The sequence below is a fragment of the Kitasatospora saccharophila genome, from assembly GCF_039529925.1.
Lineage (GTDB): Bacteria > Actinomycetota > Actinomycetes > Streptomycetales > Streptomycetaceae > Kitasatospora > Kitasatospora saccharophila.
This window is the reverse complement of record NZ_BAAANS010000113.1, coordinates 1-12,073: the sequence shown is the minus strand read 5'-3', so window position 1 is coordinate 12,073 and position 12,073 is coordinate 1. Positions and strand designations below refer to the sequence as shown.

At 75.2% G+C, this 12,073-nt stretch carries 16 protein-coding genes; 7 read left to right on the top strand and 9 right to left on the bottom strand.

Annotation, left to right across the window (positions count from 1 at the left end; translation table 11 throughout):
• Window positions 1-282 precede the first annotated feature (282 nt).
• Window positions 283-1,071: an alpha/beta fold hydrolase gene (locus ABD345_RS38910; protein WP_344559388.1), complete on the bottom strand. Its 789-nt coding sequence runs from the start codon at window positions 1,069-1,071 to the stop codon at window positions 283-285.
• A gap of 62 nt (window positions 1,072-1,133) precedes the next feature.
• On the opposite strand from ABD345_RS38910, the gene ABD345_RS38905 reads away from it, so the two are divergent.
• The 4 genes from ABD345_RS38905 (at window position 1,134) to ABD345_RS38890 (ending at window position 4,608) form a co-directional block, all read left to right on the top strand.
• Window positions 1,134-1,553 carry a MarR family winged helix-turn-helix transcriptional regulator gene (locus ABD345_RS38905; RefSeq protein ID WP_344559387.1) on the top strand — a complete coding sequence of 140 codons (420 nt, stop codon included), beginning with the start codon at window positions 1,134-1,136 and terminating at the stop codon, window positions 1,551-1,553.
• 109 nt (window positions 1,554-1,662) lie between these two features.
• Window positions 1,663-2,166 carry a SigE family RNA polymerase sigma factor gene (locus ABD345_RS38900; RefSeq protein ID WP_344559385.1) on the top strand — a complete coding sequence of 168 codons (504 nt, stop codon included), beginning with the start codon at window positions 1,663-1,665 and terminating at the stop codon, window positions 2,164-2,166.
• Window positions 2,167-2,318: 152 nt separating this feature from the next.
• Window positions 2,319-3,188: a hypothetical protein gene (locus ABD345_RS38895; RefSeq protein WP_344559383.1), complete on the top strand. Its 870-nt coding sequence runs from the start codon at window positions 2,319-2,321 to the stop codon at window positions 3,186-3,188.
• A gap of 232 nt (window positions 3,189-3,420) precedes the next feature.
• On the top strand, window positions 3,421-4,608 hold the full coding sequence (locus ABD345_RS38890) for a hypothetical protein (RefSeq protein ID WP_344559381.1): 1,188 nt from the start codon (window positions 3,421-3,423) through the stop codon (window positions 4,606-4,608).
• A 139-nt stretch (window positions 4,609-4,747) separates the two neighbouring features.
• Here ABD345_RS38890 and ABD345_RS38885 read toward each other — a convergent pair whose 3' ends face one another.
• Window positions 4,748-5,614, bottom strand: coding sequence for a hypothetical protein (locus tag ABD345_RS38885; protein WP_344559379.1), 867 nt, complete (start codon window positions 5,612-5,614; stop codon window positions 4,748-4,750).
• 99 nt (window positions 5,615-5,713) lie between these two features.
• Between ABD345_RS38885 and ABD345_RS38880 the strand changes: the two genes are divergently transcribed.
• Window positions 5,714-6,262, top strand: a complete 549-nt coding sequence (locus tag ABD345_RS38880) for a maltokinase N-terminal cap-like domain-containing protein (RefSeq protein WP_344559377.1) — start codon at window positions 5,714-5,716, stop codon at window positions 6,260-6,262.
• 59 nt (window positions 6,263-6,321) lie between these two features.
• On the opposite strand, the gene ABD345_RS38875 is transcribed toward ABD345_RS38880, so the two are convergent.
• On the bottom strand, window positions 6,322-7,143 hold the full coding sequence (locus ABD345_RS38875; protein ID WP_344559375.1) for an integrase: 822 nt from the start codon (window positions 7,141-7,143) through the stop codon (window positions 6,322-6,324).
• Window positions 7,144-7,283: 140 nt separating this feature from the next.
• On the opposite strand from ABD345_RS38875, the gene ABD345_RS38870 reads away from it, so the two are divergent.
• Both ABD345_RS38870 and ABD345_RS38865 read left to right on the top strand, forming a co-directional pair.
• Window positions 7,284-7,415 carry a hypothetical protein gene (locus ABD345_RS38870; RefSeq protein WP_344559373.1) on the top strand — a complete coding sequence of 44 codons (132 nt, stop codon included), beginning with the start codon at window positions 7,284-7,286 and terminating at the stop codon, window positions 7,413-7,415.
• Between the two features lie 117 nt (window positions 7,416-7,532).
• The gene (locus ABD345_RS38865) at window positions 7,533-7,775 is read left to right on the top strand and encodes a DUF5302 domain-containing protein (protein ID WP_344559372.1); all 243 of its coding nucleotides are present in this window, start codon (window positions 7,533-7,535) and stop codon (window positions 7,773-7,775) included.
• Window positions 7,776-7,852: 77 nt separating this feature from the next.
• Here the strand turns inward: ABD345_RS38865 and ABD345_RS38860 are convergent, their stop codons facing one another.
• From ABD345_RS38860 to ABD345_RS38835, 6 genes are all read right to left on the bottom strand, one after another.
• On the bottom strand, window positions 7,853-8,764 hold the full coding sequence (locus ABD345_RS38860; protein WP_344559370.1) for an alpha/beta fold hydrolase: 912 nt from the start codon (window positions 8,762-8,764) through the stop codon (window positions 7,853-7,855).
• A gap of 101 nt (window positions 8,765-8,865) precedes the next feature.
• Window positions 8,866-9,486, bottom strand: a complete 621-nt coding sequence (locus tag ABD345_RS38855) for a TetR/AcrR family transcriptional regulator (RefSeq protein WP_344559368.1) — start codon at window positions 9,484-9,486, stop codon at window positions 8,866-8,868.
• Between the two features lie 57 nt (window positions 9,487-9,543).
• Entirely contained in the window at window positions 9,544-9,777 is a 234-nt protein-coding gene (locus tag ABD345_RS38850; RefSeq protein WP_344559366.1) for a hypothetical protein, read from the bottom strand.
• Window positions 9,778-9,843: 66 nt separating this feature from the next.
• Window positions 9,844-10,242, bottom strand: a complete 399-nt coding sequence (locus ABD345_RS38845; RefSeq protein ID WP_344559364.1) for a YciI family protein — start codon at window positions 10,240-10,242, stop codon at window positions 9,844-9,846.
• 99 nt (window positions 10,243-10,341) lie between these two features.
• Complete coding sequence (locus ABD345_RS38840) at window positions 10,342-11,580, bottom strand: MFS transporter (protein ID WP_344559362.1); 1,239 nt, start codon at window positions 11,578-11,580, stop codon at window positions 10,342-10,344.
• A gap of 158 nt (window positions 11,581-11,738) precedes the next feature.
• A partial coding sequence (locus tag ABD345_RS38835) for an ATP-binding protein (protein ID WP_425556956.1) occupies window positions 11,739-12,073 on the bottom strand: 335 nt, incomplete at its 5' end.

The window sequence follows — 12,073 nt, the reverse complement described above, 5'->3', positions numbered from 1 at the left end:
GCCCCCGCGAGGTGTACGTGAGCCTGCGGTCCTGCAAGACCTCATTGGGCAACACCGTGAAATTGCGCGCGTGCGCGCTACGATGAACATGCATGGGAGTTCGCTTCTCCTGTGCCAGGCCCCGGGGTGTTTCCGCACCGCCGGGGTCCACTCTTTTCGCTTGTGGTGCGGAACGTAGCACACGTACCACCCGAAAACCGACACGGTCGGCAAGCGGACGTCATCGTGCCGCTTCGGTCCTGTTGGGACGTCAAATGGCAGGCCAGGAGACCGTTTTGGCACTCAGGATGCCCGTTCCTGGTCGCGGTGCAGGTGGGCGTCGATCAGGGCGAAGGTGGCCTCCGGGCGTTCGAGCTGCGGGAGGTGGCCCGCTTCGGGGATGACTTCGAGGCGGGCGTCGGCGAAGGCTTCGGCGTACGCCGCTCCGTAGGCGGGGGTGACGATGCGGTCGCTCTCGCCCCAGAGCAGGAGGGCGGGCACCCGGACCCGTCCGAGCCGGGGCAGCAGGTCGGGGGCGTGCATGTAGGGGTCGCCGGCGAGGGCGCGCATGGTGGCCGCGTTGGCCTGTCGGCGCGCGAGTTCTCCGGAGGGGACGTCGGCCGGGTCGAGGTAGTGGCGGTCCGGGTCGTGCCAGGAGTGCTCCGCGAGGCCGCGGGCGTCGAGGGCGAAGAAGTCGGCGATCGGTTCGGCCTCGACCGCCACGCCGACGGCGCCGATCAGGACCAGGCCGGTGATGCTCCCCGTGCTGTCGCGCGCGGCCATCTCGGCGGCGATCCAGCCCCCGAGCGAGGAGCCGACGACGAGGACGTCGCGCAGGCCGCGTTCGCGCAGGACGTGCAGGTAGGCGAGGGCGAGGTCGTCGATGCCGGTGAGCCACCCGGGGCGGGGGGTGCCGTCCCAGCCGGGGTGCACGGGCGTGAGGGCGCGGGCGGTGCGGGAGAGGTGCCGGGCGAGGCCGGCGACCGTGGCGGGGCCGCCGCCGCCGTGCAGGACGAGGACCGGTCGGCCGGTTCCGGCCTCGGACACGGTGAGGGACAGGTCGGTGTACCGGGCTGATGCGTCTTCGGGCATGCCGAGCACAGTAACTAAAGATGTTTAGATAAGCTAGCTTAGTCATGTCGTAGACTCACACCATGCATGGTGAGCTGCAAGAACTCGGCAGAGCGGTCAAACAGGCCCAGTACCGGCAGCACCGGGCCCTCGACAGCGCACTCTCGGCCGTCGGCACGACGCTGGCCCAGTGGGACGCGCTGCGGGCGATCGACCGCGCGCCCGGGTCATCGGCCCGCGAACTGGCCGCGGCGACGTTCCAGACCGAGCAGTCCTTCGGAGCGCTCGTCGGCCGTCTCGCGGCGCAGAGCCTGGTGGAACGCCGGCCGGGCCGCGGCCGGCGCATCGAGCACCACCTCACGCCCCGCGGCGCACAGGTCCTGACGGCCGGTCACAGGGTGGCCGACGAGGTGCTCGCCGACTGCTTCTCCGCCCTGCCCGGCGCCGACCGCGCGACCCTGCTCGGCCTGCTCCGGCGCCTCACCGCGGAACCGGGCGCGTAACTCCCCGAGGAAGGCTGCGGGGTTCTTCGCGTTCCGGCTCAACCTTCCCGGGCCCCCGCGCATTGAGAACGGTCGACAGGGGCGGGTCGCCGGAGGGGCGGGGGAACGGATGCGCGGGCAGGACGAGTTGACATTCGAGGAGTACGCGGCAGCGTGCGGGCGCCGGTTGTACCGGACGGCGTACCTGCTGTGCGGGGACACCCACCGGGCCGAGGACCTGACCCAGACGACGCTGGCCAAGCTGTTCGCGCACTGGCGGCGGGCGTCGCGGATGGAGCACCTCGACGCCTACGCCAAGACGGTGCTGACCCGGACGTTCCTGGGCGAGCAGCGCAGACGCGCGGTGGCCCGGCGGCTCGGCCTGCTGGCGTCGCGGCCCGAGAGCACGCCCGGCGAGGACAGCGACCTGCGGGTGACACTGATGAACGCGCTGGCCGAACTGCCGGTCCGGGCAAGGGCGATGGTGGTCCTGCGGTACTGGGAGGACCTCAGCGTGGAGACCGTCGCCGACCTGCTCGGCTGCAGCACCGGCACCGTCAAGAGCCAGTGCTCGCGCGCACTGGCCAGGCTCCGCGAGCAGCTCGGCGAGTCCAGCCCGTACGCGGCCGCCTGAACCCGGCCGTCCGAGCGCGGCCGTCCGAGCGCGGCCGTCCGAGCGCGCACCCGTACGCACAACTCCCTTGCGCCGCAACACCCGCACGCCCGAAGCCGGGCGCGCGGTGGGCCGGGGATCCGAGGAACCAGACACCGTGAAGGAGCTTCGACATGCAGGAGAAGGAGCAGGCCCCCGGGGCGCTGTTCGTCAGAGGGGCGATGGCCCGGGTCACCGACGAGCTGGCCGAACCGGTCGGGCTGACGGCCGGGGCGGTGCGGGAGGGGCGCCGGCGGCGGCTGCGGGCGCGGCTGGCGGTCGGCGGGGCCGTGGTGTGCACGGCGGCGCTGGCCGCGACGGGGCTGGCCTTCCTGCCCGGCCCGACGGGCGGGAGCGGGGGCGCGGGGCCCGCGCCGCTGCAGATGGCCGCGGCGCCGACCGCGAGCCCGCGGGTCTTCCCGACCACGACGGTCGTCCCGACCGCGTCGCCCGACGCCTCGCAGTCCGTCCCGGTGGTGCCGGAGGCCGAGCGGCAGCGGATCGAGGACTTCCGGCAGCGCAGCGCCAACGTGCTGCACGACCTGCTGCCGGCGGAGATCGGCTCGATCAGCCTGCTCAGCGACCAGGTCTCCGACTACCTGGCGCAGTCCCCGCAGGGTGACCTGCTGCTGCGGCTCTCGGTCCGCCCGCACAGCGACGGGGCCCCGTCGGACGGGCTCTGCGAGAACACCCCGATCGGGCAGGAGGTGCAGGTGAAGACCTCGACCTGCAAGCGGGTCCAGGTGACCGACACCATCACCGGCACCACCTGGCGGTCGGTGGACAGCGACGGCCTGACCAGCACCAGCGTGAGCTTCCGGCTCGGCAACAGCGACGCGTACGTGGGGATCATGCCGTACGGGCAGCACCGGTCCTCGTCGCCGGTGCCGGTCGACCAGGTCGTCGCCTTCGCCCAGCAGCCGCGCGTGATGGCGCTGCTGGGCGAGGGCGACCAGCACCCGGTGGAGGAGGCCCAGCTCTCCGGCCCCGCGTACGAGGGGTAGGACCCCGCCGCCCGGTCGAACCGGAGCGGGTGCCGGCCCCCGATCTCGGCACCCGCCACCGACCGCCCGCCACCGGCCACCCGCCACCGCACACCCGTCTGCCGGAGACCCGTCCGCCGGAGACCCGCCTGCCGGACACCGCCCGGTCGGCGACTCACGGCACATCTGTGTCATGCACATGTCTTGAACGGCGGACCCGCGTCCGCCGCCACCCGACGAAGAGGAGAGACCGATGCGACACCGCACCACCGCGACCACCCTGCTGCTGACCGCCGCCCTGCTGGTCGCGGCCGCCCCCGCGAACGCGCAGTCCGTGCCGCCGCCGGGCACCCGCGCGCAGGACGCCCAGGCGCAGGACGCGAACGCCCGCACCTGGCGGACGGACGCCCTCCCGGACGGGGAGGGCGTCCTCAACCAGCCGGTCCGGGTCGGCGGGCACACCACCTGGGTGCTCGGCGGCCGGACGATCGGACAGGGCCGGGAGCAGTCCTCCGTCCGAGTGGCCTACACCCGGGACGGCGCCGACGGCTCCTGGCGCGAACTCGCCCTCCCGGACAGCGTGAAGGGGCGCACCGCCAGCTCCGACGGCTCCGGCGGCACCTGGGTGACCAGCAGCGGACAGGGCACCACCGCCTCCGTCAGCCGGTACCGCGCCGGGCAGTGGCAGACCCGGGAGGCGCCGCTGCACGAGCACGCCATGGGCGGCGGGCTCACCGGGTTCGCGACGGCCGGCGACCCGAACGACGTGTGGGCGGTCGGCTACTACCAGCCCGACGACTACCTGACCTTCTACGGCGTCATCGACCACTGGGACGGCCGGACCTGGCAGTCGGTGCCGACCCCCGACCTCGGCACCGACTACTGGACGCTCTCCGCCGTGGTCGCCAACAGCCCCACCGACATCTGGGCCTCCGGCGACGTCGGCAACGAGGACGGCTGGCCGCGCCCGCTGCTGCTGCACTACGACGGCCGCTCCTGGACCAAGGCCGCCACCCCGGAACTGGACACCCGCCCCGGCGAACTCACCGAACTCCTCGCGCTCGGCCCGAACGACATCTGGGCGGCGGGCGCCGAGATCAACTCGTCCCGCCGGGACAAGCCGACCGTCGCCCACTACGACGGCCACCGCTGGACGTACCAGGAGACCGGCATCGCCGCGGGCCGGCTCTACGGCCTCGTCCGCACCCAGGACGGGGTGGCCGTCGTCGGCGCGGCCCTCGCCAGCGGCGTCTACCAGCCGACCGGCGCCCGACTGACCCGCCACGGCTGGGAGTCGCTGGACCTCCCGCAGAGCACCACCAACGGCGGACGCCGCCCCAGCGGCATCGTGAACGTCGCGGGCCGGCTGACCGTCACCGGCACCGACTACGCCGGCACGGACGACACGCGCGTGGAGCGGCCCTTCTCCGTCACCCGCTGACCGACCCGGCCCCACCGTCGACCCTCCGGACGCGACCGCGCGTCCGGAGGGTCGACGCGCGGGCGGCCCGGGGGCCGAGCCGGCCGAGCCGGCCGGGGTGATCTCCCGTGCGGCGAAGGGAAGTCGACCCGTCGGCAGGTCAGTCCTGCGGTGGGCGCGGGGCGGGCGGCAGGTCGAGTTCGGCGAGTACGGCGGCACCCGCCGCGGCCTTGTCCGGGTCGGGGCCGGGCTCGGCTTCGGGGTCGGCGGCGCGCAGGCGGCGGAGTGCCTCGGTGAGGCGGTCGGCCGTGCTGCGGAGCCGGGCGGCGCGTTCGGCGTGCAGGCCGGTCATCGGGTCGTCGACGACGGTGACCGGGATGCCGCGTTCGCGGGCGGTGGCGAGCAGGGCCTCGCCGGCCTCCGGGATCAGGGTGAGCGCGGAGGCCGCGAACAGGCCGCCGGCCAGGGTCTTCGGGCGGCCGATCAGGTTCTTGGCGACGATCTCGCAGGGCAGCGAGCGCTCCTGCCGCTCGGCGGCGGCGGTGGCCGCCAGGGCGAGGGTGAGCAGTGCCTCGGCGGCCCTGGTGACCAGCCACTTGCGGCCGGGGACGGGCGGCAGGAACTCGCGGATCCGGTCCACCTCGCGCTCGACCACCACGTCCGGCAGCAGGTCGACGGTGCTGTGGCAGCGGATCTCCAGCACCTTGCCCCAGGCGACGGACTCCCCGTCGAAGCCGACCTCGTCGGGTCCGACCGCGACCTGGCCGAGCCCGTCCAGCAGGTGCAGCAGCCGCACCGCCGGGCCCGGGACGTGCGGGAGCCGTCCGACCAGTCCGGCGAGCGAGACCTCCCAGTCCTCGGTCGGCGGCACGCCCGGCTTCGGGTGCGTCTCCAGTGCCCGCCGCGCCCAGTCCGACCCGGCCCTGGCCCGGGCCGAAGCCACCGCGCCCGAGACCGCCCCGGTCACCGACCCGAGCGCCGCCCCGGCCCGCCGTCCGGCCCCTTCGCCGACCTGCCTGATCCCCACGACCGCCTCCCCCTGCTCCGCTGCGGCCTCCACGCTACCGGCGGGGACCGTCCGTAGGCTGAGCAGGTACGGAAAGCACCGCGGTACCTGGAGGACGGCATGGCGACGATTCACCACACCACGTTGGAGCCCAGCAAGTTGGAGTTGCTGGCGGCCTGGCTGCCCGGGCAGGAGTGGTTCCGGCCGGGTGGCGGGGAGCTGGTGCGGGCCGGGGGCTTCCGGCTGGACGACCCGGCGGGCGAGGTGGGCATCGAGCTGATGACGGTGGCGGACGGCCGGGACGCCTACCTGGTGGCGATGGCGTACCGGGGCGCGCCGCTGGCGGGGGCCCCGGAGGGGGCGCTGATCGGGACGTCCGAGCACGGGGTGCTGGGCACCCGCTGGTTCTACGACGGGGCCCAGGACCCGGTGGTGCGCGCCGAGTTGGCGCGGCTGCTGCGCGGGGAGGCGGTGCCGCAGCGGCAGAGCGAGAGCGACGCGGTGGACGAGGACGTGGCGGTGGCGCCGGTGACGGGCCCGGTCGAGCCGGTGCTGCGCCGCCTGCTGACCCCGGCCGGGGATCCCGCCCCGGGCGAGGCGGTCGCCCCGTACACCGCGCCGGACGGCTCGGTGCGGCGGGCGGTGTTCGTGGCGGACGGCCGGGGCTGACGTCCGGGGCCGACCAGCGGGGCCGACCAGTCGGGTCCGACGGCGGGTCGGGACGGGGCTCAGAGGCGGGCGTAGAGCGCGGCCGCGTCGTCGTGGGTCTTGCCGCGGGGCCAGCGCAGGCAGGCGGCGTCGGAGCGTTCGGCGGCCCGGACCTGGGCGATCAGCTCGGCCGGGCCGGCTTCCGCGAGCAGTCGGACGGCGTCGGCCCAACTGCCCAGGCCCAGGCGGTCGGTGTAGCGGGCGGCGCCGTCGGAGAGGGCGGCCACGCCGTGCAGGTCGGCCAGGGCGACGGTGCCGGTCTCGGCGTGCTCGGCGGCGTGCGGGGTGGCGGCGGCGATCCACGGGCCGTGGCCGGTGTTGCGGGCGGCCCGGACCGCGACGGCGTAGCGCAGGTAGAGCGCGGCGCGTTCGGCGGTGCCCGGGACGGTCGACCAGACCTGTCGGCGCAGCGCCTCGCCGCCGGGGAAGCGCTGGTTGTCGCCGATCACCCGGGGCGGGCCGTCCTTGAGGTGCAGCACCAGCAGGGAGTCGCCGAGCGCCAGGTACTCCAGGGTGTCCTCGCGCAGCCGGGCGGCGACCACCATCGCGGCGGGGGTGGCCGGGTTGGCCAGGTCGCAGGTGTCGCCGTGCAGGGCGGCGGTCTCGGCGATGGCGTCGGCCAGGCAGTCGGCGGCCGGCCGGTCGGTGCGGTCGGTGAGCCTGGCCAGCAGGTGGACGCCGAGGCGGCGGACGTACCAGGCGATGCCGTGGGTGCAGCCGGACGGCAGGGTGTCCGGGGCGCTGGAGCCGTCCAGGAGGACGAGTGCCTCCGGGGTGGCGACCGCGAAGTCCTCGTTGGCCCGGTCGGGGCGGCGCGCGTCGACTGCCAGCTCTACCCGCATGCCCACCAGTCTGCGGCCGCGGCCCGGTCCCGAACAGGGGGCCGACCGCGGTCCCTCCCGGGAGTGACCGGACGGCAATCGGACATAATGGGGCAAAGTCCGATAATCGACCGCATTCCCTCCGCGACAGGAGCCTCCCCATGGTCTGGCAGTTCTTCGTCCTGGTGATCGCCTCGATCGGCTTCCCGATCCTCACCCTGCTGTTCATGATGGGCGGCCTGCAGTACCGCGAGGACCGGCAGCACCCGCACGGCACGGCCCGGCAGGGCTGACCGGAGCCGCGCCGCACGGCGCGCCGGGACGGGCGGAGCGCGATATCGGCTGACAGCACCCCCCGTCGGCATGACAGGGTGTGCTCAGCACACCCGCTTCCCGTCCAGGAGGTCCCCATGAGCAGCGACACCGCCCCGGCCGCCGAGCCCGCGCCGGACGCCCCCGCCGACGCCGACTCCGCCACCGAGGCCGCCGCCGCCGGCCCGGACGACCAGAAGGCCAAGTTCCTCGCCGCGCTGCAGCGCAAGGGCAACGGGGGACGCGGTTCGGCCGGCGGCCCCGGCAGCGACTCGAAGATCCACGGCACCCACGGCGCGGCCGGCGGCAAGCGCACCTTCCGCCGCAAGAGCGGGGGCTGAGCGCCCGACCCGCACCCCGGACGGCCGGTCCCGCGCAGCGCGCGCGGGGCCGGCCGTCCGGCGTTCCCGGCCCGCCCTCAGGCCGCCGGGGTGACCGGAGCCGCCGGAGCCGCGTCGGTCCGCAGCGGCAGCGGCAGCGGCAGCGGCTCGGCCAGGAAGGCCAGCACGTTGTCGACCACCGTCGGCTCGGAGAGCACCCGCCGGTGGCCGAGCCCCCGGGTGGTGATCAGGCGCAGCTGCTCCTCGCCGTACGCCGCCCGCAGCAGCTGCGCCTGCCGGTACGGGACGACGTCGTCCCCCTCGTCGTGCACCGCCAGGATCGGGGCGGTGACCAGCTCCGGGCGGCGGGTGGCGTCGAAGCGCCGCCAGACGTCCCCGGCGTCCGGCAGCAGGTGCCGTTCGATCCGGCGCACCAAGTCCCGCTCCAGGCGCTCGTTCAGGCCCAGGATGGCGGTGAACGCCTCGACCAGGTAGGTGAATTCGGCCAGCCCGGCGATCGAGGCGAGCCGGCCCACCGGCACCCCCTCGGCCATCGCGAGGAAGGTGCAGCACGTCCCGAAGGAGTGCGTGACGGCGGCCTCGAACGGGCCGTCCTGCTCGGCGAGCCGGCCGATCAGCTCGCGGTACTCCAGGATCGTGACGCTGCGTCCCCCGGACTCGCCGTGGCCGGGCGCGTCGAAGGCGACCGGGCTCATCCCGAGGTCCAGCAGCCCGCGCACGTACGGGGTGAAGCGCGAGGCCCGGGAGCGCCAGCCGTGCACCAGCAGCACCGGCCGCGCGCCGTCGCCCCACCGGTAGACCCGCGTCCGCTTGCCGTTGACCAGCAGCTCCGCGGTGCGCGCCCGGTCGTGCAGTTCGCGCTCGGCGGGGCGGACCCGGCTGCGGCGCACCGGGTGCCGGAAGAGCTCGTAGGCCACCCGTCCCGGCGGGGCGGTGGCGAGGCGGGAGGCGGCGTTCAGCGTGGTGCGCACGAGGGCGTTGGCTGGCATGGCCGAGATATTAGCACGACCGTTCGTGCAGTTTGGAGGCCAAGGAAACAGCCCCGCGGACGGGCGGAACGGGCCGGGCCCAGGGCGGAGCGGGCCGGGGCTCAGGCCGGGGGGAGGCCCAGCAGGCGGCGGGCCGCCCGGAGCATCCGGTCGTAGCGGGACGGGTCGTCGTGCAGCACCGCCAGGCTGTTCGCGCTGTCCATCAGGCCGGTCAGCAGCATGGCCAGCTCCTCCGGGTCGGTGCCCGCGGGCAGTTCCCCGGCCGCCGCGGCCGCCCGGGCCAGGTCGGTCACCAGGCCCTCCCACTCCAGCGCCGACTGCGCCAGCGCGTCCCGCACCGGGCCGGGCCGGGCGTCGAACTCGGCCGTCACCTCGTAGAAGAAGCAGCCGCCGTCGAAGACCCGGCCCCGCGAGTACTCCAGCCACTGCTCGCACAGCGCCAGCAGCCGCCGCACGCCCTCGGGCCGCTCCAGCACCGGGGCCACCACCCGGTCGTGGAAGATCCGCCGGGCCGCCCGGACGGTCGCCAACTGGAGCTCCTCCTTCGAGCCGAAGCTCGCGAACACGCCGCTCTTGCTCAGCCCGAGGTCCGTCGCCAGCCGCCCGATCGACAGCGCCTCCAGGCCCTCGACCGAGGCGATCTGCACGGCCCGGCCGAGCACCGCCCGCCGGGTCTCGTTGCCGCGCTGGATCCGGCCGTCGGTGGCGGAGTCGATGACCACGGGAGCACCTCCGGCGGGACGGGTCGGGACACCCGTCAGGGTACGCCGCGGCGGGCGTCAGCCGGTGTGCTCGTCCGGAAGGTACGGGGTCTCGCGCAGGAACAGCGCCCCGCAGGTGTGGCAGTTGTGGTCGGGGTCGACGGTCCAGCGGCTGGCGTCCTGGACGGGGGCGTCGGCGGACAGTTCCCTGCCGCACAGCGCGGTGAGGTCCGCGTCGCGGACGATGTGCCAGCTGACCACGGAGTCCGTGGCACCGGTCGGGTCGGTCTCGGCGCGCATCTGGTGCATCATGATCACCATGGTCCGCCGCCCGGACCGGCCCGGCAATTCGCGCTGCCGCCGGCGCCCCCGTCGCCGTCAGCGCTCCGCCGGGGCCTCCGGCAGCAGCTCGCGGACCTCGACCGGCAGGTTCATCGGCCTCCCGTCGTGCCCCGGCACCGCGGAGACCCGGGCCGCGATCTCGACCGCCCGCGCCTCGTCCGCGCAGTCGACCAGCCACCAGCCGTACAGGAACTCCTTGCCGTCCGGGAACGGCCCGCCGGTGACGACCGGCTCCCCGCCGGTGGCCCGGACGATCCGGGCGGTGGCCGGCTCAGCCAGGCCGCGCGCCTCGACCAGCTCGCCGGTGGCGGTCAGCTCGGCCGCCGTCCGGCGCACGTGGGCGAGGTGGGCCGCGGTGGCCTCCGGGCTCCAGGTGGGGATCGGCGGGACGCGGGTGTCGTCCTGGCTGAAGTGCAGTTGCAGCACGTACGTCACGGCGGGCTCCTCGCGGTGCGGGCGTTCGTCCTTCCGTACCCCGGTCGGAGCCGGGGCGCCGTTCTCGACACCCCGGCCCGCGCCGCCGCGCGCGGCGGGTCAGACGTTCGGGCGCAGCGCCCGCCAGGCCGCCAGGGTGGCCAGCAGCAGGGCCGCGCCGGAGATCGAGAAGCCGATCCGGGCGTCGACGTGCTGGGCGACGAAGGTGACGGCGAGGCCGGTGAGCGGGAGGGTGCCGGTCATCGCGCTGCCCCACAGGGCCATCACCCGGCCGCGCATCTCGGGGGCCGAGCGCAGCTGGGCCAGGGTGTTGGCGGTGGCGATGAACCAGATCGAGGTGAGGCCGACCGCGACCATGCCGGGCACCGCGACGTAGATGTTCGGCGACAGCGCGGTGAGCAGGATCGCCGCGGAGGTGGCCAGCGCCAGGCTGCGCACCCGGCGCGGGGTGGGCTCGGGCGAGCCGGCCGCCAGCAGCGCGCCGGGCAGGCCGCCGATGCCGAACGCGGCCATCAGCAGGCCGTACCCGCCGCCGCCCGCGCCCAGCGAGTAGCTGACCAGCGGCGGGAGGGTGAGGCCCATCGCGAAGATCAGGCCGCTGGCGGCGGACATCGGCAGCAGGCCGCGGATGAGCGGGGAGCGCCAGGCGTAGGAGAGGCCCTCGCGGGCCTTCGCCTTGGGCCCGCCGGTGGGTGCGCGGCGCGGACCGCCGTCCGCGGGGCGGAGCTTGACCAGGGCGAACAGCGGGGCTGCGTAGGCGAGTCCGTTGAAGACGAAGCAGAACCCGGGGCCGCTGGTGGCGAGCAGCGCGCCGGCGATGCTGGGGCCGATCACCCGGGAGGCGTTGAGCGCGACCTCCCAGAGTCCGACGGCGCTGGCCACCGCGCCGGCGCCGACCAGGTCGACCACGAAGACCTGCCGGGCCGTGGAGTCGACGGTGGTGATCAACCCGGTGCAGAGCGAGAGGGCCAGCAGCACCCACAGCCGGATCCCGTCGAAGGCGGCGATCAGGGCCAGCGCCAGGCTGATCGCCATCATCAGGCTCTGGGTGACCAGCAGCAGGCGGCGCCGGTCCGAGCGGTCGACCAGCGCGCCGGCCCACGGGCCGAGGAGCAGCGTCGGCCCCCAGGCGCAGGCCGTCTGGACGGTCAACCAGACTGCGTTGTGGGTGAGTTCGAGGATCATCCAGGACATCGCGACGCCCTGGGCGAGGCCACCGGACGCGGACGTCAGCTGGCCGTAGAACCAGAGGCGGAAGTCCCGTCCCTGCAGTGCGTTGCCCATCCGGGACAGTGCGCGACGGGATGCGGAGGCGGGCTCCGCGGCTGTGGTGGTCATGGTCCCCTCCGGTGGCCGGTCTAGACCTTAACCGGGGAGGCGGGAGCGTCCGCCAGCGAGTTTCGGACCGTGAGACGTCCGGGAGCGGGACGGGGGTCGGACACGAACGGGCGGGCGGTGGCCGCTCAGGAGGCGGTGCGCGGCAGGGCGGCGGCCGTTCAGGAGGCGGTGCGCAGCAGGGCGGCGGCCGGGCCCGGGGTGAGCAGCTTGTCGAAGCTGACGGTGGCGCCGCGCAGCGGGTGGGTGCGGAGCTGGACGCGGTCGGCCAGGGCGTGGATCAGGAACAGGCCGCGGCCGCACTCGGCGTCCAGGTCGGGCACGGCGTCGGCGGCGGGGCCCGGCGGGACGGGGCACGGCAGCGGGGGCAGCACGTGGGTGTCGTACGGGGCGGGGCGGTCCGCGACGGGCCGGCGGGCGGTGAGCACCCGGGCCGGGACGGAGGCCCGGCCGCGGCGGGTGCGGCAGCGCGGGGCGGGCCGCTCGGCGGCCGGCT

Excerpts from the sequence above, each read along its gene's own strand:
- ABD345_RS38870 (WP_344559373.1), top strand. The coding sequence starts at position 7,284 with ATGGTCTGGCAGTTCTTCGTCCTGGTGATCGCCTCGATCGGCTTCCCG.
- ABD345_RS38860 (WP_344559370.1), bottom strand. The coding sequence starts at position 8,764 with ATGCCAGCCAACGCCCTCGTGCGCACCACGCTGAACGCCGCCTCCCGC.
- ABD345_RS38865 (WP_344559372.1), top strand. The coding sequence starts at position 7,533 with ATGAGCAGCGACACCGCCCCGGCCGCCGAGCCCGCGCCGGACGCCCCC.
- ABD345_RS38850 (WP_344559366.1), bottom strand. The coding sequence starts at position 9,777 with ATGATGCACCAGATGCGCGCCGAGACCGACCCGACCGGTGCCACGGAC.
- ABD345_RS38890 (WP_344559381.1), top strand. The coding sequence starts at position 3,421 with ATGCGACACCGCACCACCGCGACCACCCTGCTGCTGACCGCCGCCCTG.
- ABD345_RS38905 (WP_344559387.1), top strand. The coding sequence starts at position 1,134 with ATGCATGGTGAGCTGCAAGAACTCGGCAGAGCGGTCAAACAGGCCCAG.
- ABD345_RS38840 (WP_344559362.1), bottom strand. The coding sequence starts at position 11,580 with ATGACCACCACAGCCGCGGAGCCCGCCTCCGCATCCCGTCGCGCACTG.
- ABD345_RS38900 (WP_344559385.1), top strand. The coding sequence starts at position 1,663 with ATGCGCGGGCAGGACGAGTTGACATTCGAGGAGTACGCGGCAGCGTGC.
- ABD345_RS38895 (WP_344559383.1), top strand. The coding sequence starts at position 2,319 with ATGCAGGAGAAGGAGCAGGCCCCCGGGGCGCTGTTCGTCAGAGGGGCG.
- ABD345_RS38910 (WP_344559388.1), bottom strand. The coding sequence starts at position 1,071 with ATGCCCGAAGACGCATCAGCCCGGTACACCGACCTGTCCCTCACCGTG.
- ABD345_RS38880 (WP_344559377.1), top strand. The coding sequence starts at position 5,714 with ATGGCGACGATTCACCACACCACGTTGGAGCCCAGCAAGTTGGAGTTG.
- ABD345_RS38875 (WP_344559375.1), bottom strand. The coding sequence starts at position 7,143 with ATGCGGGTAGAGCTGGCAGTCGACGCGCGCCGCCCCGACCGGGCCAAC.